14 protein-coding genes are annotated in these 18,251 nt (G+C 39.2%); all 14 read right to left on the bottom strand.

Translation table 11 applies throughout. The features are described from left to right. Nucleotides 1–9: 9 nt before the first annotated feature. The 14 genes from H6B30_RS00205 to H6B30_RS00270 all read right to left on the bottom strand — a co-directional run bounded on the left by H6B30_RS00205 (nucleotide 10) and on the right by H6B30_RS00270 (nucleotide 18,146). Entirely contained in the window at nucleotides 10–3,258 is a 3,249-nt protein-coding gene (locus H6B30_RS00205; RefSeq protein ID WP_205106717.1) for an SNF2-related protein, read from the bottom strand. 3 nt (nucleotides 3,259–3,261) lie between these two features. Continuing rightward, on the bottom strand, nucleotides 3,262–4,821 hold the full coding sequence (locus H6B30_RS00210; protein WP_205106719.1) for an RNA-binding domain-containing protein: 1,560 nt from the start codon (nucleotides 4,819–4,821) through the stop codon (nucleotides 3,262–3,264). A 190-nt stretch (nucleotides 4,822–5,011) separates the two neighbouring features. Next, nucleotides 5,012–5,245 carry a hypothetical protein gene (locus tag H6B30_RS00215; protein ID WP_205106721.1) on the bottom strand — a complete coding sequence of 78 codons (234 nt, stop codon included), beginning with the start codon at nucleotides 5,243–5,245 and terminating at the stop codon, nucleotides 5,012–5,014. A 377-nt stretch (nucleotides 5,246–5,622) separates the two neighbouring features. Then, entirely contained in the window at nucleotides 5,623–5,973 is a 351-nt protein-coding gene (locus H6B30_RS00220) for a hypothetical protein (protein WP_205106723.1), read from the bottom strand. Between the two features lie 228 nt (nucleotides 5,974–6,201). Continuing rightward, on the bottom strand, nucleotides 6,202–7,176 hold the full coding sequence (locus H6B30_RS00225) for a zinc-binding metallopeptidase family protein (RefSeq protein ID WP_205106725.1): 975 nt from the start codon (nucleotides 7,174–7,176) through the stop codon (nucleotides 6,202–6,204). Between the two features lie 125 nt (nucleotides 7,177–7,301). Further along, on the bottom strand, nucleotides 7,302–8,678 hold the full coding sequence (locus H6B30_RS00230) for a hypothetical protein (RefSeq protein ID WP_205106727.1): 1,377 nt from the start codon (nucleotides 8,676–8,678) through the stop codon (nucleotides 7,302–7,304). A 179-nt stretch (nucleotides 8,679–8,857) separates the two neighbouring features. Continuing rightward, the gene (locus tag H6B30_RS00235; RefSeq protein ID WP_205106729.1) at nucleotides 8,858–9,790 is read right to left on the bottom strand and encodes a PD-(D/E)XK nuclease family protein; all 933 of its coding nucleotides are present in this window, start codon (nucleotides 9,788–9,790) and stop codon (nucleotides 8,858–8,860) included. A gap of 60 nt (nucleotides 9,791–9,850) precedes the next feature. Next, a complete protein-coding gene (locus H6B30_RS00240) occupies nucleotides 9,851–10,621 on the bottom strand; it encodes a Sak single strand annealing protein (protein WP_205106730.1) in 771 nt (256 codons plus the stop codon). 135 nt (nucleotides 10,622–10,756) lie between these two features. Further along, nucleotides 10,757–11,764: a DUF3871 family protein gene (locus H6B30_RS00245; RefSeq protein WP_205106732.1), complete on the bottom strand. Its 1,008-nt coding sequence runs from the start codon at nucleotides 11,762–11,764 to the stop codon at nucleotides 10,757–10,759. A gap of 306 nt (nucleotides 11,765–12,070) precedes the next feature. Beyond that, complete coding sequence (locus tag H6B30_RS00250) at nucleotides 12,071–12,238, bottom strand: hypothetical protein (RefSeq protein WP_205106734.1); 168 nt, start codon at nucleotides 12,236–12,238, stop codon at nucleotides 12,071–12,073. A 1,177-nt stretch (nucleotides 12,239–13,415) separates the two neighbouring features. After that, nucleotides 13,416–13,730, bottom strand: a complete 315-nt coding sequence (locus H6B30_RS00255) for a hypothetical protein (protein ID WP_205106736.1) — start codon at nucleotides 13,728–13,730, stop codon at nucleotides 13,416–13,418. Between the two features lie 364 nt (nucleotides 13,731–14,094). Next, the gene (locus H6B30_RS00260; RefSeq protein ID WP_205106738.1) at nucleotides 14,095–16,710 is read right to left on the bottom strand and encodes a UvrD-helicase domain-containing protein; all 2,616 of its coding nucleotides are present in this window, start codon (nucleotides 16,708–16,710) and stop codon (nucleotides 14,095–14,097) included. Nucleotides 16,711–16,797: 87 nt separating this feature from the next. After that, a complete protein-coding gene (locus tag H6B30_RS00265; RefSeq protein WP_205106740.1) occupies nucleotides 16,798–17,472 on the bottom strand; it encodes a hypothetical protein in 675 nt (224 codons plus the stop codon). A 491-nt stretch (nucleotides 17,473–17,963) separates the two neighbouring features. Continuing rightward, nucleotides 17,964–18,146, bottom strand: coding sequence for a hypothetical protein (locus H6B30_RS00270; RefSeq protein ID WP_205106742.1), 183 nt, complete (start codon nucleotides 18,144–18,146; stop codon nucleotides 17,964–17,966). Between the last annotated feature and the right edge of the window lie 105 nt (nucleotides 18,147–18,251).

An 18,251-nucleotide genomic window follows, 5' to 3' on the forward strand; every position in this document is an offset into this window, starting at 1 on the left:
TATTTTCGTTTATTGTAGTTCTTCACTTAAAATCAAAGTCTCTTCACTGTCATCCGCCTTGTTCTGCATATTGATGATGCGCGTTAAGTATTCGACAGAAATTTTCAAAGGTAATTTTGCAGCGTCCTTTGGTGCCAATTGGTTTATGTATCTTGTCTCATAACCAGACAAAGCATCGGCCTTAATGACTTGCATTAAATCAGCCAAGTAGTCTTTTGGCAATAGTTGATTCTTCATCAGTATTTTTATTTTATCTGATGCGTTTATAAGTTCTTTTTCATTGCGGCTTGTTACATCGTTACAGAACAAGGATGCTTTCACTCTTTGGTAAACCATGTCAAAATCATGACTTAAATCAACCGGTTGCTCATCCCTTTCAGCTTCAAAAAGGGAAATGGCTTCTTCTGCTGAAATCATTGCAGGCGCATTTGCCGTATTGCCTATCTTGAAGACGAAATCATTGCCTTTACGACCAAACATCAATACACCTTTTTGGCTATTCTCCACACTGCGTGCTGTCCTTGCACGATGTGGTAGTTCCATTGCCTTGTCATAAGCCTCTGTACCTTTCAGGCTATTCAATAATTTACGGTAAGGGGTATCCCATGATGCTTCCTCACTCCGGGAAAATTCTTTGCGGTAGCGTTCCTTGAAATAAGCCTGAAGCTCTTCTTCTTTGGTAAGGGCTTTCGTATCTTCTCCCATGACAGCATGAATCATGGCCATTTTTAGCGTAGAGATTTCTTTAGTTCTCGTTTCTGCTTCACCTACATCTGTAGGGAAATAATTATAGATGTAAAGTTTGTCAAAAACCTTTTTATTGATACGGTTAATACGGCCTATTCGCTGGATGACACGAGTCGGATTATACGGTATGTCGTAATTGAATATTGCTCCGGCACGGTGTAGGTTGTATCCTTCCGATATGGCATCAGTTGCTACCAAGATATGAAACTCATTCTTTTGCAATGACGATTTCAGCCCGGCGTCAAAATTAGCACGAATACAGTCTTTATTTGCAGACGTTGCATCGGCTGAAGTATATTTCATGACTGGAAGTCCGGCGTCAACGAGTGCTTTACCCAAATAATTTACGGTGTCGGCAAACTCAGAGAACACAACCAATTTCCTATTTGGCTCGTCCTTCATCTGCTTACGGATGATGCGAATGAATGAATCCAGTTTAGGGTCTTCCTTGATAGTATTGTCTTTCCCGAACCATTGTTCACGCAAGTTTTTCAGCAACTGGATATCTGCTTTAACATCTGTAACAAAATCATCTTTGACATACTTCATGTCTATCTCAAAGAATCCTTTGGCTTCATATTTTTCGAAAAGTTCCTCGATTTCCTGCATCCCATCTTCGCTTGACTCATAGAAGGCATCAACATCAGGAAGATTTCCTTTCTTGAAAACAGGAATCTTATTCCGTTTGCCAATCCATTTCAGCATATGCTCAGATGACCGAATCATATATTCCAATGACGCTTGAAAAGCTGCCACCGAACTTTCAAAACGCGCTACCAACAGATGGCGCATGAAACTTGAAATATTTGTTTGCCGCCCAATTAAAAGGTTAAACTTAACGCCCGTCTTGGCTTCAAGTTCTTTTGCAAGTTCTTCTTTAAGGTACTCATGAATATAAAGAGCCGGAGAATACCTGGCAGCCTTAAAGCGGTAAACGGCATCGTTGCCTCCTTCTGATTTACTGATTCTGTCAAGGGTTGAAAGATACAATTCTTTAAATCCACTCAAATCGTATTCAAGCTCCTCCGGGTCATCTGGCAACACCAACTGAATGTCCTGTTGTTTTAAATCATTTGCATATTCTGGTATTTCTTGCAAATCCAAACGGGAACGACGCACAACCAAGGGACTAATGATTGAGCGGATTTTCTTTGCTATGTCATTAACCTCTGTCTTAACGTCTTCTTCTGTCGCTTTTCCTTCTCTTTGTTCTTCACGCAGTGTCCTGTATTTATTTATCAGGTCCTTGAATGAAGCTCCAAGGTTTTCAACTGTTTTAAGTGTCGAATGAGAAGGTATTTGGAATAATTTAATCAATGCATAAATATCGGCCGGCTGATTATTAAACGGAGTTGCCGTCAACAATAAGACCTTATTACCGGAACACAAGTTATGCAACAAAGCATAATCCTGCGTATATTCATTACGGAAACGATGGGCTTCGTCTATGATTATCAAAAACTGTTCCCCGTCTTTGGCTAATTCCTGATAATGCGAAACAGCGTCTTCAATTTTCCCGGCACTAAATACTGTAGCGGTAAAGCCAAATTCATCCCGATAACTTTCCCATTGCTTGTAAAGGTGCGGAGGGCACACAATGATAGTCCGCAACCTTAAATTACGTGCAATGGTTGAAGCTATCACACTCTTTCCCAAACCTACCACATCTGCTATGATAGCTCCGTTGTGGTTGTTTAAGGCATTCAGGGCCATTTGCACTGCATCAGTCTGATACCTTAAGTTGGAATATTTCCCTTCTGTTATATCATAAGGAGTCAATATGTTATCTGATGAGGGAATGTTGAAATATTCCTTGAGAACCCTGACATACATTAGGTAAGGAGAATAAATCTTGTCATACCATATGTGAGCCATCACTTTTGTATTCCATTCATCTAAATTATCTTTATCAACAACAGCCACAGACGTATCCCATAATTCATCAAAAATTCTTATGCCCTCCTCGTAATCTTGCTTATCATTGAAACGGGCATTCAATTCCAAACGTCCTTTTAATCCCTGATAGGAGAGATTGCTTGACCCTGTAATCAACACTCCGGGCAATTCACCGTCTTCATTCATCATGTTGTTATAAGCAAACAGGTACATTTTGGAATGGCAAGGCTCAAGTGTCTTTCGAATTTCAAGTGTGCCATCCAAGATTTTTCCATAAAACATTTTGAATTGCTCCAGTTTTTCTGCGGTATCCAAGAAATCTGAATCATTAAACAGCCTGACAAATTGTTTATAATATTCTTCCTTAATGGCGTTTCGGGATACAAATTTACTTCTGATTGCTTCAACTTCACGTATATAGTTGGTTATATGTAAATCGGCATCCAAGCCGACCAATATTCTTATTTGTTTGTCTTTCAACTTTTCAGACAATTGCATATAGCCTGAAAAATAAAAATAACCGACCAATATGTCAACAGCATCTGTTTTTGGCAAAATGCCATTGATTATATCGGATAAGAATTTTTCTTTATTTGTTATAAAACTACTGCTCATAATTCAAGATTTATTCTGCTGACTTTTTACAAAAGTTTCCCCTTTCTCCGTTAACACATATCCGCCTGTCTTTAAAGAGCCCTGATATTCTATCAGATTTAAAAGTTCAGATGATAATAGTTTTATTGCTCGTTCTAACGTCGCTTTTGAAATATTTATCTGCGACAATAAGGCCTTCCGTTTAATTCGTGGAGACTTGGCGATTTCTAATAATACAGCCAGCGCATTTTTATTTATAGCCTCATTTATAGCCTCATTTATAGCCTCAATGCTTGTGCCAGCCGATAAATCCATGCGCTCTACAAAGCCGTCACGACATGGTATCTCTATCAGAAAATATGTTCTGTCATCATCTGTTTCAATACTTGCCGGAGCTGACCCGTTCCTGCGCAATTCGTCTTGTATCGTCGGAATGCCTGTGGCACGGCCTTCTGATAATCGCAACTCTTTCAGGAAATCCCCTAATCTACGGTTACGGTAACGGCGTGACTTCAGCCTTTCAGCCTTCCGTATTGCTTCAGAACTTATTGAGCGGTCCGGTCCTGCATAGCTAAGGATGGAAATCTTATTCGGCTCAATAGTTATTTCCACAGGCTCACGCTCCTGATAATCCCTATGATACAAGGCATTTACCACTGCCTCTTCAATGGCTTGGTACGGATAGTTGAAGTAAGTGGTTGATTCGGCCTTGTCCCTTGGCTTTACAATCCGTTTCTTGATGACATTTGTCCGAATGTAGTCCAAAGTTTGCTTAATCATTTCAGGAACAGGGCCGACAATCTTTGGAATCTCTATCATGTTGTTAGGGTTCTCGACGCAACCTTCAGGAAAAACCACTATGTCAATCTGAGTTACGGGAAAGAACTTCGCAGGATTCTTGCTGAACATCATTGCCGCAACATTCTTGACCAGTCTTCTTTCTGTCGGACCAATGAGCAAGTCCATCTGGTTAAGTATCTCCGTAAACGGCTTTGTGTCAAAGTTTTGCGCCAAACGGCTGCCTACTGTCTGTAAATAATCCAATACCAATGCAGGTGACAGGTCGGTTGTGTCTATCTGTTCATTTCCTCTCTCGTCAAAAGGAATGCGGTTTGCCATTTCGCGCAACTCATCAAGCACTTCTCCCTTGGCTTCAATCGTGTTCGTACCACTCCTTACATACCACTTGCAAGGCGACTGATTGGCCGTGACACGCACCCTGACATTGTAAGGACGGTTAACTCCTGCCGGTATCCATATTATCAACACATATCTGCCGTCAACTTCCTGAACATCCACACGTGGCATATAATAAGGTTCAATCTTGTTGTTGTACCCAATCATGTCCCTCTGTATTCTGTCTAAATCCTCCATCGGAACACCTACAACAGGACGCTTGGCTACGCCGTTTTCCTCCTCAACGCCAACAAGAACATATCCTCCGCCAATATTGTCAAAATCGTTAGCAAAGGCACATATTGTACGGTATATTTTGTCGGGATTCCAACCACGCTTGAATTCTATTCGGTTGGATTCCAGCTTCCGTTTGTTCAACAGGTCTTCTATGTTTACGGGTATAGGCATGATGAAATGACTTATTGCTCAAATGCAAAAATACCAATTTTTATCGAATTAAAGCAATGTACGTTTCAAATAATCAACGCAAAATATCAGTTGTTCTTGTTCCCGTTCGTTCTTACTTACGCCAAAGATTTTTAACAAGGACAAAAATAAAAGAAGGACAGCCGTTTAGGGCCATCCTTCCCGTTAAGTGTTAAAATTGTTCTCTGCTTACTTCCTGTCCGTTATCATACCAGTAAACGTTCAAGTTCTCTGTTGTCATCCACTGGCAATTATCCAGCCTGAAGCCGTATTTGTCCTCAAGTGTTAACAAGTATTCCTCGAAGTCGTCGTATCGTTCAGATTCTTTTATTTCCTCGTCTGTCAGCCTGATAATGTTCAAGGCACCGATGCTGAAGTCGAGGATTATAACGTACCTTGGTTCCATTGTCTTTCCGTTCTTGTCAAGTGAATGTTCGTTGCCATAGGATAGAGCCTTTTCACTTTTCCATAGGCCGTCATCTGGTTATTGGCGTTTACGTTTACATTCAGCATTACGCCATTGATTGTAATATTAAAGTGGTATCTAATCATTTTTCAGTTGCGTTTTAATGTGTTTTCTTGCTGTTATAACAAAAACAAGGATACGTGATTTTCGGTCTTTTGTCACATTTACCGTTTTCACATATCCTTGCATTTAAGAGAGTTCAGTCTTTCAGTTATTCAAGCATTTACCAAAATTTGGAGTTTTACAGAAGGTGTTTTTTCGTTTATTTGTTTTTCTCCTGTAACTGTAATTCCTGTAAAAGCTCAAATATTCTATAATCAGACCGCTTGTTTTCTTAGCCATTGTTTTACCTTGGTTTCATAATTTTCGCAATATTCCACGTTTTCGTCTATCACGGAAATCAAGTTGTCAAGATAAACGTTTTCTATGATAATCTTGTTTTTAAGGTTTTCGTCAGGAGTAAGGGTGACAGTGAACGTATCCGAGCCTTCATCATATTCGACTTTTACATAACCCGTCAACTTGAAGCCATGTACATGAAACTCCGTGCCGTTTTCCAAAGTCCTTACCGAAGCGAAGCATATTCCCCAACTCAAAGGGATTACACTGTGCTGAAAAATCCTCCAGATATATCTTGCCATTGAAAGCTTGTTCTTTGTTGTGTCCATAATCTTTGTTGTCTTGATTTTTATTGTTTTGAATTTGATTTTTTGTTGATTAAATTTTCGCCGAATATCCACTATTTTCTAAAAGGCCATCAATCAACTTGTAAAAGGCCGTGTTTTGCATTTCAATAAGCCGTGTTTTAGGGCCTCGTTTACCGTCTTTTGCATCGTTGTTTTTATTGTGCCGTTAATTGATTGATATTCAGTAATTTAAGAGAACGTGATATCTGATTAAGCGACATCCCCGTTCCTTTCGTAATAGAGTTCGGCCATCGCGTCGTCACATATCATAGCGAAGTCGTCAAGTCCGAGCAAGGGGTATTCCTCATGATAAAAGGAATGAAGGTCGGCAGGTGTCAATGTTGGGTCTGAAATAAGCGAATCCCTTACCAGTTCATACATTTCCTCATACTGTTCCCACCAAACCAACTGGCAGTCATAACCCTTCATCCGTCCCGGTTCATGAGGATATACCTTGGTGCAATGTGTGATTATATGCTCAATGAAGTCCAAACATTTCATCAGGTCATTCTTGTCGGTAAACTCATTGTTCGTGTGTGGCTCGTAATAACCGCAGCTTATGTTGATGCAGGAAACATTTAATCCGTTCTCCTTCAGTTGCTCAACGTCGGTCATCATTCCTTCTGTCGGTGTATAGCCAAACTTTTCAGGCGTTATGTCCTTTATGAAATCGTCCGAGCAAATGTCCATGAATCCAATTTGTGTTATTACGTCTGATTTTCCCCTCCTGTCCGGCTGTATTACAAAGCGGCAGTCGTTAAAGAAATCCATATTTGCCTTTGAGCTTCCGATGCAACCAACTTCCTCACCTACAAAGAATGCAACTTTTATTTCGTTAAACTTCTGGAGGCATTGAAGGCATAACCATACACCGTTTTTATCATCAGCACCTAGACCGCAAAAACTCCTTTCCTTGGGACTATAACCAAACAATAAGTCCTTGGTTTCAATTACCGTGAAGTCTGTAGGATGGTATTTCTGCACCTGGTCAAGATGCGCCACCATGCAGGGATATGTATCTGATGTTCCCTTGGTTATGTAGATGTTCCCGGTGTTCCAGTCAAGTTCTATCTTTGCACCTTGTATGTTCTTGTCAACCCACTTACAGACGAAGGATATTATCTTGCCCTCGTATCCTGACTTTGAGTGGATTTTATAAAGCTGTTTTAATAATTTGAAGTCCATGATCTTGTTGTTTTTAATTTGTTGTTGAATTTGATTTTAATTTAACTTGAAGAGAGATTAAAGGAGGGAGCCATGATGTTTTTGTTTTTGTTGTTTTTTCATCACAGCTTCCTCCCTTTTCAGTGTTATGCGGCCTTAAGTTCCATTTGCTTATTCTCGGAGATATAGCAATCCTCCGCCTTTTCCTTGCATCCTTCCGAGCAGTAGCAGTTCCCCGTCAACTCCGATTCATGTCCGTCATCCTTTACAAACCATTCGCCGCACCAAGGACAACGGTCGACATCACTCTCGTGGTAATACATTTCCTCCGAGTCTATCCAAACAAATTCTCCAAGGTCGTCAACACTACAACTGTATTCCCTCCCGTGGTACATTACTATCGTAGTATCAAAGTCACCATAACATTCATGGAACTCGTCATAGCTTTCGTCATCGTTCTCCTCATACCCGTCAATACTTCCGTCTGTGGTATCAAGCTCGTAGTCGTAGCCGTTTACCTCGTAGTTATATGCTTTCCCGGCTTCCATATCGTACCATTTGAAACTATCCTGGTAAGAAAGGGTGTCTTCAGTGCCCAAGTTGCAGTCAATGTAGAAATTCTTGTCCTCCAACGAATTACCCTCTATATCGACGAAACTTCTTGAATGGTGGCAGTCATATCCTACCTGTTTATAACCATCAATATAGCCCCCAATTATCAATGCGTTCACCAAGGCCCGTTTCAACACGTCGTCCTGGTTTGTGGAGTATTGTCTTTCAGCCAGCCTCCAGATTCTTTCCGTTCCTTCCTCATACACCTTGTTGAAGATTATGCACCTCGCTATGATTTTTCCGTGTTCGTTCTTCAAATAGGCGGCACTTGCATCAACCGAATCACTGTAAAAGTAATGGTATCCCTTGTCTGTCATGCAACTGTAGAAGTCTCCATCGCACTTGTTTGAATCGTAAATATCCCTGAAATTGTCATCAACGAATAAACGGTTTTCCTTCGGTTGTGATGAAAACGAGAAAGCCTGCCAGTCCTGAACGAAGCATTCCTGTAGGTAGATTATTACGCTCTCCGGTAATGTCTTTCCGAAAGATGTTTCCATGATTAAATGGCGTATGAACTTTCCGGCTTTCATCTTGAACACCTTATTACCGTTATCATGGTTTACATACCTGCAAGACCTTGAATCACCGTCTTCACATATCCCGTTGTACTTATCGGTTTCGTATTTGCCTGAACGGAAGGTATAGTTAATCAGGTTGACTTCATACGGCAGGTTGTCTTCCTCCCCTGAATCCATTATCTTCTCGAACATTATTTTCTTCAGGTCCGCCATGTTGGAGATGTTGAGAAGCGAGAAATTGTTTGTCCGTATTGCATCATGTAGTAGCTTCCTGTCCTTTATGAAGTCGAGCAGTATCCTGTTCCTTCTTGTTTTCTTCCCGTTGTCATGTTCGATTATTCCGAAGCGGCAGTTGAAGCCTTCGTATCCGTCGAAATTGTAGTATAACATAGTCGTTCTGTTTTTAATGGTTAAACTTGAAATTGGTAAAACGAAAAAAGACAGGACACTCCACTATTCTTTTATTGTTCAGTGAAATGCCCCGCCCTTTGGTTTGGTTAGTGGGTTGTTCTTGTCTTTGCTTTGTCTTGTTTCTTTTTACTTTTGCATTCTTTGCTCTTTACAGTTAATCAGACAGCGATGAGAAGGCTGCCCGAAACGTTTGAAGTCCTCTCGTATAGCGAATAGTCAAGTTCGGGATGGTCTGCCTTGAATTGGGTCGCGTTGAATGATAGCCTTGTGGTCGGAAGTTTTCTCGTCAACCTCATTGTGCCTGTATCCCAAGTTTTCACACCCATGCTTTCCATATCCTCCAAGATTTCTGACTTCAGGATTTTCAGTTTTTCCTCTACATCGTCCTTGGTCTGGATTAGTTGCCTGATGTAGTCCTCCTGTTCCCTGTACTTTTCGGGGATGGAATAAGGGTTTATGAACTGTTTTCCTTGCAGGTCTGTATCAAGAAGTTCCTTGCAGATGTCACTTGGTATCCTTTCCACCGGCATGATATTTCTTATATGTTCAAATGTTCCGTCCTGCTTTGCCTTGTTACGGATATGGAGTATGAACAGATTACCGACCTTAGCTCCCTTGTTCTGTAACTCGAAGAAATAGGCGTAGATTGATAACTGCCATCTCGCTTTCTCCAACTTCTCAGATGTCATTGTTCCGTAAGTCTTGATATCACCCAAAGAAAAAGTATCATCGGAACTTCTGTAAACCTTGTCTATGTTGCTTGCCCAATTCTCCCCGTCCGTAACTGTGTATTCAGACCTTTCATGAACGAGGTCGTTTTCTTGGCACAGTCCGATGTAGTCCAATACCTCTTGTGTTCCGTCGTTTATCCAGCTTGAATCAAAAAGCTCGATACTCTCATGAACTTCAGTCCCGTACCTTGCTGCCTCTTTTATTGCTTCTTCGGGTACATTGTCGAACTCATCAGGGAACAGTTGCCTTTGTAGCATCCCCGTAATTCCCGATAGCTGTCTGTTTCCCAACCAATACTCGTGACGCTCCTTGTTGAAAAGTACGTCGCTGTCTTTTAATTCAATCCTTGTCGTTTTCATTGTTATTGATTTTAGTTGTTGTTTTACTTGATTTTTCATTATTAATTTTTAATTTAAATCTTATGCTGCTTTCAACTGGTTCTTTCTTTGAGTGAACATGGCCTTTATTTCAGCATTACCCTCAACCTCGTTTTGGTGCTGTCTGTAAAGGTTCATGAGCGAGGTGTTGTCGTTACATAAAGAAAGAGCAGTCCTTATCCCCGAATACTTGTCTGCTTGTTGTTGGGATGTTGCGGTCGGAGTAGTAACCGTTGCTCTTGTCCTTTTAGGCTGTTGTTTCCTTTGTAGATTGTTCTCAGCCACAAGGTTCTCTTCATTTGACAAATCTTCCCCGGCATAGACATAAAGTCCCAACCCGAACATGGCCAAGTTTTTAACTAAGCACCTCATTATAGCCTTGTTGACATCGAACATGGTTGCTGCCTGTACTGTCTTTTCAACGTAGGTTTTCTTGTAGCTGTCGTAAACTTGGTAGGTGTATGGCTGTTCCTTCATCGCCTTGTTCTTTGCATCCATTACAGGCAGCCACATTTCGTAAGTCTGTCCATCTGCCGTAACCTCTGTATAAACCATTATTCCAATAGCAGGGTCGTTGAAATATGGCAGGTTTGTCGTCGGGTCTTTTATTATCCTGTATTCGGCGTTTGGATATGCCCTTTTGAATTCTGCCCAAGCGTTTGCCCAACTTAGGTAGCTTAACTTGTCGTTCTCCCGTCTTTCAAGTTTGTCGGATAGGTCTAGTGAATAAAGGGCGTCGAACATTGCTTTCCTTCTATATTCTTCCGTCGCGTCCTTCGGTAATACTGGTCTTTCAAATCTTGTTTTGGTCATAATCGTTTTGTTTTAAAGTTGTGAATAATAATGTTTTGTTGTTGAATTAAGTCGAACCAAACAAAAAAGGAGGGACACACTTGTTTTTATTTTATTGTGTATCTCTCCTTGTAATTGATTTTGTTTAGCCGTTCCTTAGCTAATGAACCAGGAATAGCCCTCTGTATCATCCCCGTTTATCGCCTTCTGTATACCTATCGCAAAGTCGGTGCAGTTCTGGTTCCTCTCAAGCCATTTGTCAATATAGCTTTGTTTCACCGCCTCGTTTCCCAACTGCATAAGGTTCCAGCAAGTAAAGTCGTCTCCGATTGTTATTCCGAAGTCAGGGTTTGAGATATAGTTTTTTACCATTGCATTGACTGCCGAATCACCAATTGTAAGCTGCGGTAGTTTCTTTTGTTCACTGACTGGCAATACCTGGTAAAGCCTCATTCGCCCGATTATCTGGCAGAAAATTTCCTCGGATATGCTTGTCGATTTGAGGTCTTGAAGGACTTGCAATGTATCCTCCATCCTCGGCTCAAAACCGTTAAACAGCTCGAACGTCTTTTGCATGATATCCGCCTCGGTCAAGCATTCTATCGTTCCTGAATATCCGTCACAGGTCAACATTAAGTTTGAGCATACCCTTACTTGCCAGCCTACGAACACCTTGAACTTCATCGCCGACTTCCTGCTGTATAACTTGTCCTCGTTGTACGCTCTTACTCCTCCAATACAAAGATGTACAGTTTGTCCGTTGATTGTCCTTGTAAGGTTAAGTACGTGACAGCAGAAAGCCATTCGTTGGTAAAATACGGTTTTCTCTTTTTCCGTAAGTTCGTATGCTTTCTTGTGTTGGGCTGATGGAACACGGCCTATGATTGGATGTGAAACCCTTAACTCAACTGGCGTAAGCTCACCGAATACATTGCTTGCCACTTTTGTAACCGCTCCGATGAAGTTCTGGTGCGATATTGTAAGGCTGTTGTCGCTAAACGTTGGTATGATATTTCTCTCTGTCAGTTCTTCAAGCGATATTTCTTGTGTATTACTCTCGATGAAGTTAGGATGCCTTTTACCTTTTGCTCCATCGTCATTTGTTATAACCTCACCCTCGAATGGCATGGTTATCGTCTGTACCTGATTGTCTTTTGTTCTCATTTTGTTTGTGTTTTGATTGTTGTTTACCCGATGTTGAAGAAATAAAGAGCTGGACGTTGGGGCATTTTGATTGTTATTGCCTTATTATCCAGTCGATTTGCAGCTTGTTCATTGATTGAAACTATACTGCATGATGTCTTGTTCTTCTTTGTCTTTTCCATGTTCCAAAGATTTTAAACGATGAAAAACTAAGGAGGCTCCCGCGATTCCAATAGTTTCACGATTACCCCCTGTAATTTCTTTATCCCCTTCAAGAGCGTAGCAATGCCCTCAAGGAAATTAATCAGAACGTCGAGGTCTTTTTCCTTAAGCACTCTCAACGCTGTTTGTTTTTGCTACCGAATCCAATGAAGCGGTAGTTTTCTTGTTTCTGTACTTGCCAATGAGATTTCTGCTCAAGTCAATGGCCTCGATTAAAGTCACGGTCACTACTAAAACTTTGTAACCTGTCCTTAAAATGTTCCTGATTTCCATGATTTTGTTGTTTAAAATGATTAATAATGTTGTTTTCCTAATACACAATTAAGGCTTTCAGGGGATTACAGACGGAAAAATTTAGAAAGGTGAAAGGGTGAAAAAGTGAAATAACGGTGAGAAGGTGAGAGGGTGAGAAGGTGAGATTAAAAAAGTAAAAAGGTAAAGTGACGGTGAGGAACAATGTTATTTTACAAGACGATGGAAAAGTAGTGTTCATGGATATTTCCAACGTAGTTCCTCTAGTGAGATAAGGGTATAACACTTTTTTTAACTGAGATAATCCCTTTATATAAGAAACTTGGTATTTTCAGTGAGAATTTTTGTTATTTTCAATTATTCACTAGCAACACCCTAGGTAGAAAGTATCCACAAGCAACACAAGAAATGATGGAGAAAAAATAAAAAAGCCGAAACACCATGCTCTTCACACAATGTCCCGACCTCCGCTTTAGGTTCCACGTACTTCCAAAAATCTACACATGAGGTAAAAGCTGGTCATACGCTTCGTCACCAAGGCCTTGAACTGACAACTTTTTCTTGGTTGCCTTTTCCACAGATTCTTCATAGTGGTGCCTCTTGCCTGATTGTTGTTCAGCCCATAGATTTGTTTTTGTATCTTATTCCTACAAGCCAAACGATAATCCGAACCAGCTGTTTTTCTTGACTGTCGGATAAGGGTGATATTGTCGTATCGTAATCCCTCATTATTAAGGCTTTGGATGTTATTTTATCTGTCGTTTTTACATGGCTTCTGAAAGACGGTAAACCACATCATAAAACACGGCATATTGAATGTTAAAAGGTGGTCTATTGCAAGCTAAAACATGGCCTTTTATAAACTAAGCGATAAATATTTGAAAAATCAACAAGTTACTGATATAAAAGAGCGTGAGTTATAAATGTAATAAAGAAGATATGCACAACAGGATTATCCAACGGTAAAATCTTCAAGTTTTATTCTGTAACCAAGTTCAGGCCAACACATCAAGGCTGAGAAGAAACTCTTGAATGAACATAGTAAAGAGTTAGCCAAACACCTTCGAAAGAATGAAGACATTTGGTAGTCAAGCGGATAGCTCAGATTCACGACAATAGTATTGGTAATTTGCTGCCTTGTCGTAATACTATGGGCGTGCCTTAAAGATTAAGAAATGGGCTGTAATATACTTCTTTATCAGTTTTTACGCTTATATAGATATTTACCTTCATCTAAAATCATTACAGGATAAAACTCTTGCAAATCCATATTTAATGAATATCTTTCTTTCAAATAATCTAAATCCGACAACAATAAATAGTAATCCGTTTGGCAACTTGTGTTCAACTTGTTACAAAGCCTAATATCACATACACTAAAGTCATCATCGCACATATTTTGGTACAGAAGAATATTCTCACAAATGAGTACACTTTTTGATGAATTTGCTTGCATATAATTACTAACCATCTGTACTTCCTTAAACCGTTCTTGATATTCAAGTCCTGACATTCTTAGTCTGAGAGAGTAAGTTGTATATAATGAAAAAATCAAAGCTATACAGGCTATTAGCCTTATCTGTTTAAAGAACTTGCATTTCATAGAAATGAACATTAAAGGTATTAAATAGAAGAAGTTATTGATATACCTATATGTTTCAAATGAAGAAACACGTTCTTCTTTTATATAAAAATCCGATAAAAGAATAAGAATATATTAGAAATGAGCTACTTATGAGCTTTTCTCAAAGAACGAGGTAATGACTTGGCAACGGTTACAAATTCTGCGATATGCGTTGCGTTTCTTTCTGTCAAACAACTCTTGTTATGCAAAAGTAGTACAATTTATCGAATGAAAAGAATAATAGGCGTTTTTATTATTGCCTACCTTCCAATTTTCCTATCCGCATCACGATAGAGGTTTGACTTCTTCCCATTTTCTCTGCAATGTACTTTATGCTCTTTCCTTCATGGTAAAGGGTGAGTAGGAATTTGTCAGCACTGCGTGTCCATTTCTTATTGGCATTGGGATGTTTAGCGTAACTTACTTCCGTGACCTTTTCGGGGTGTAAGAATTCGTTAACAAAAACGGACGGGAAGCGCCTGTCATAAAGAACGTATGTCTTTATTTTTGCTCTGGTAATAGCCACATAAAACAACCTACGCTCTTCACCATACGGATATTGGTCGCTTTTAGTCAGGACATAATCAAGAACAGGGTCATCACTTACCATTGAGGGAAATCCATAGGTGTCTTTGTTGCATTGGAGTATTATCACATAGTCAGCTTCAAGACCTTTGGATTTATGAACAGTTAAGAATTCAATTTTTCTGTCTCCAATTAAGTAGTAAAAGCGATTGCCCTCTTTCACTGATTTGTACAGAAACGATAAGTAATAGTCATCAAAGGAATAACGTCCTAACAAAAAAATGGATTTGTCTGTAGGAATAGACGCTACCAATTGTCCGATTGCGTTACAATAGTCACGCCGTTCATAAGCGCAGAATTGTAGTTCGGTTTTGGCTTGTGGATTGAATGGGTGTATATCCTTTTTTAGCTGTGCCTTATTCCGTTGAATAAATTGTGAGGACAGGCTTACCAAAGGTTCTCCAAAACGGTATGTCGTCTCAATTCTATTGATTTCTGTGGGACCGAAATAATCCTGGAATTGATTGAAAAGAGCCATGTCACTTCCTGAAAAGCGGTATATGGATTGCCAATCATCGCCCACACAATACAATTTTGCAGGGGGATTGCCTTCTCGGAGTACTTTCAGAAAATTGTAACGGTCAACTGATATATCTTGGAACTCGTCAACGATAATATACTCATACCTTATAGGATGGGAGGAACGGCATATTTCCGTGGCTTGCAGGATAGCGTCGGTAAAGTCTATCTGATTATTGTCTTTCAGTTCTTCAATATATCGTTCATATACAAGCATAAATATTCTCTTAATAATGAATAGGCTGCGCTCGTCTCCAATACTTTTAGCCTGTTTTAGAACCTCTTGTATAGACTTGCAACTTGACTTAATCAATGTCACAAAAGTTACAACAAGCCGAATAAATGCCTTTTCCTGCTTGCTGTTTGGAGGAAGAACCAGATCATATAATTCGGCATCTGTTTTTTCTTGAATAGGAACACCAACTTTTTCCAACGAAGCTTTTAATGTATGCCGAATATCTGAATAATGAAAATCCGCACTTGAAGTTGTCATCAATACAGTTCCAAACTTCTCATGGGCTGCTTTTTTCCATGTTATTCCGTCATTGTATTTTTGGTTTGCTTCTTCATAAGTAATGCCTTTGTCTTTTGCAAACCATGTGGGAACAAGCCCATGTTCGTCCACACCAAAATGCTCTAAATAAATACGTTTTGTCTTACCTTCCTGCTCAATGTAAATGGAAAAATCGGGCTTGTATTGTGAGTGCATTTCATCATTCAATGGATATTCATAAGGCTCTTCATACCTGAATTTCACACCTAAAGAAGATAATACAAAACAGATTTTCTGTTCCTGTTCACTACGAACATAAATAGTTTTCCCGTCCATGTCGGGAAATTGAGCTTTCAAGCGTACTTCTTTCAATTCGGAGAGTTGCTGTCTGCGTTCATTTTTACGATGCTCCCAATCCGCTTCTTGCACTTGATAGTCAACAAAGTATTCAATGATACTCTTTTTGAAATCTTCATCTTCCAATAACTTATGATAGATTTTCACAAACAAAGCGTCCGTGTTATCGCAAATTGAGGGCTTCTGTCCTGTTGCTTTCCCGATGATGTCGATGGCAAGTTTATGAAAAGTGTATCCTCTTAGCCCTGTAATATCCATCCTTTCTGTTAACTCGGCAGCAGCCTTGTTTGTATAGCTGATAAGAAGAATGTTTTGAGGATTGATGTGTTTGATGTCAATCAGATACCTTACCTTCCCTATGATGGATGATGTTTTTCCGCTTCCAGCACTACTTATCACCAAACAATTATCTTCCTCTGATACTATTGAACGCCTTTGCTGCTTGTCTAATGGATATTTAAGGCAATGGTCGAAAAAGTTTTTGTTAGTGGCAAGAGTGTCTTGGATAACCTGTTCATTATGTCTTTTAACAATTGAGTGGATGTTTCCGAAATCATGCGTGAATTTTAAGATTGTCTCGGACGGTTCTATATGGAATGCTTCAAGACTTTTTAGCAAGGAATTGACTTCATGAAAGAACTCTGTATAGTATCTCGTAAATTGTTCTTCTTCCGAAGAAGATATTATATGCCCATTAAAACTGTCCCTTAAATCAGTTTCAATATCAATGAAGATACTTTTATTGCTTTGCCTTAATTCTTCTTTTCTACTTTCTTGTATATCTCTATAAGGAGTAATGGTTGTAATCCGTTCCGACAGTTCTTTGGATCTGTTTTTTAGGCGTATTCGTACTAAAACTATTACAACAAGTGAAATAGCAATAATACAAATAGCTAAAATAAACAATGACTGCATATCGGGAAAAGATTTTCTGTTGACAATACTCACACTGCATAAAATCAGTGTATAGTGAGATACTTTAACTTTCTATAAAAAGATAAATCATAGCAAAAAGCTATTATCCTTAAAATAGTCCATTATATCTTCATCAGAAGTTGCTTCATCTACAATTTCCAAAATTTTTGCAAATTCCTTGAATTTACCCATTTCATAACCTATACAATTTGTAAACTCTTTATCGCAAAAGAAAATCATTTCTCCCGGAATGGTCAATGAACCTGCACCATTAAGACTTCTAAATCTATGGCTTACTGCCCAACCAGTAAATTCCCCTTTGTGATATTTTGCGACATTTTCTTTTAAGGAAGCAACTTCTCCTAAAAGTTTTTTGGCATATTTATCTAAATCTGATTGAGCTTCCTCCTTTTCTTTTTTTGCTCGTGCATACTCTCCACGTGTGAACCGAGAAGAATAGCCATCAGGAGCATATATATTCATAGAGGTCTCAGCAGATTCAATATCCATATTACATTTGTCTATTTTAGATATTAAATCGCTGATTTCGCCACTAATTTTCATAATTGGCTCGATAGTAGTTACATCAATGAACATACTATCAATTCTTGTTGATATTGGCTCATAAGAATCTGGGTGGTAAAGATAATCTTTGAGCGTTTCTTTAACCAATTTTTCTGCTTTTTCCTCATTGGAGGGTGTGCAAGAAGCCAAAATTAATGCAACTGCGAAGAGCGAAAAGGTTACAATAGTTTTCTTCATAATCTACTCTATCTAATAATTAGTACTATCCAAAATCACGAAGCGTGGAACTGTATGCCACACTCTTTACTTGAAGGTCGTAGGAAACCTTGGATACAGATGTAACAATAGCAGCCCACGCTATAGCGTGAGAACCACTATGCCTTCCTTGTGCTAAATTTGAAAGTTTCCTACGTTTCCAAATCACAAGATAAGCATAACGCTTCTTCTTTTTTTTCTCGTATGTCTTGGAAAGAGTTGCCTCAATCCGATTACAAAAGTAGCTAAATTCTATGATAAACGCTTGTCTTTGGATGATTTTCTTTCCGATTAAGGAAATATTTATATAAATATATAGCTAATGTCTTTGACATGAACAAACTCCATTGCCTTATATTGATAAATTGAACAACTCTATTCATTCTTATTAGTTCCAATAAATCACCATCATTGAATCTCATTTTGTTATTTCAACACCCTCATAACTGTTTTAATACCTGTATTTCAATAATTTAGACAGATATATAAAGAATGTTCCACATCTTGTCAATAATGCCGTCTTTTACGCTGCTGTCCATAAGTCGGTAAATCGTCATCCTGCCCTTATAGCCAAGCTCCTTTTCCAATACTGCGTGCGAAGAGGCGAGAGCACGGTTCTCAATCAGGCATTTCAGTATCTCTATTTTGTCATCCAAAGCGATAAAACGCACATCACAACCCTTCAAAACCTAATCAGTGAATAAGACATAAAGCGTCTGAAAGTGAAAAAACGCGCTTAAATAAGTCTTAAAGACTGATTA

It is taken from the genome of Marseilla massiliensis (assembly GCF_016899955.1).
Classification (GTDB): Bacteria; Bacteroidota; Bacteroidia; order Bacteroidales; family Bacteroidaceae; genus Prevotella; species Prevotella intestinigallinarum.

Bases quoted from the DNA above. Each gene is read 5' to 3' on its own strand.
- H6B30_RS00240 (WP_205106730.1), bottom strand. From the start codon at position 10,621: ATGACCAAAACAAGATTTGAAAGACCAGTATTACCGAAGGACGCGACG.
- H6B30_RS00265 (WP_205106740.1), bottom strand. From the start codon at position 17,472: ATGAAGAAAACTATTGTAACCTTTTCGCTCTTCGCAGTTGCATTAATT.
- H6B30_RS00230 (WP_205106727.1), bottom strand. From the start codon at position 8,678: ATGTTATACTACAATTTCGACGGATACGAAGGCTTCAACTGCCGCTTC.
- H6B30_RS00205 (WP_205106717.1), bottom strand. From the start codon at position 3,258: ATGAGCAGTAGTTTTATAACAAATAAAGAAAAATTCTTATCCGATATA.
- H6B30_RS00250 (WP_205106734.1), bottom strand. From the start codon at position 12,238: ATGGAAATCAGGAACATTTTAAGGACAGGTTACAAAGTTTTAGTAGTG.
- H6B30_RS00260 (WP_205106738.1), bottom strand. From the start codon at position 16,710: ATGCAGTCATTGTTTATTTTAGCTATTTGTATTATTGCTATTTCACTT.
- H6B30_RS00245 (WP_205106732.1), bottom strand. From the start codon at position 11,764: ATGAGAACAAAAGACAATCAGGTACAGACGATAACCATGCCATTCGAG.
- H6B30_RS00255 (WP_205106736.1), bottom strand. From the start codon at position 13,730: ATGTCAGGACTTGAATATCAAGAACGGTTTAAGGAAGTACAGATGGTT.
- H6B30_RS00215 (WP_205106721.1), bottom strand. From the start codon at position 5,245: ATGGAACCAAGGTACGTTATAATCCTCGACTTCAGCATCGGTGCCTTG.
- H6B30_RS00220 (WP_205106723.1), bottom strand. From the start codon at position 5,973: ATGGACACAACAAAGAACAAGCTTTCAATGGCAAGATATATCTGGAGG.
- H6B30_RS00225 (WP_205106725.1), bottom strand. From the start codon at position 7,176: ATGGACTTCAAATTATTAAAACAGCTTTATAAAATCCACTCAAAGTCA.
- H6B30_RS00235 (WP_205106729.1), bottom strand. From the start codon at position 9,790: ATGAAAACGACAAGGATTGAATTAAAAGACAGCGACGTACTTTTCAAC.
- H6B30_RS00210 (WP_205106719.1), bottom strand. From the start codon at position 4,821: ATGCCTATACCCGTAAACATAGAAGACCTGTTGAACAAACGGAAGCTG.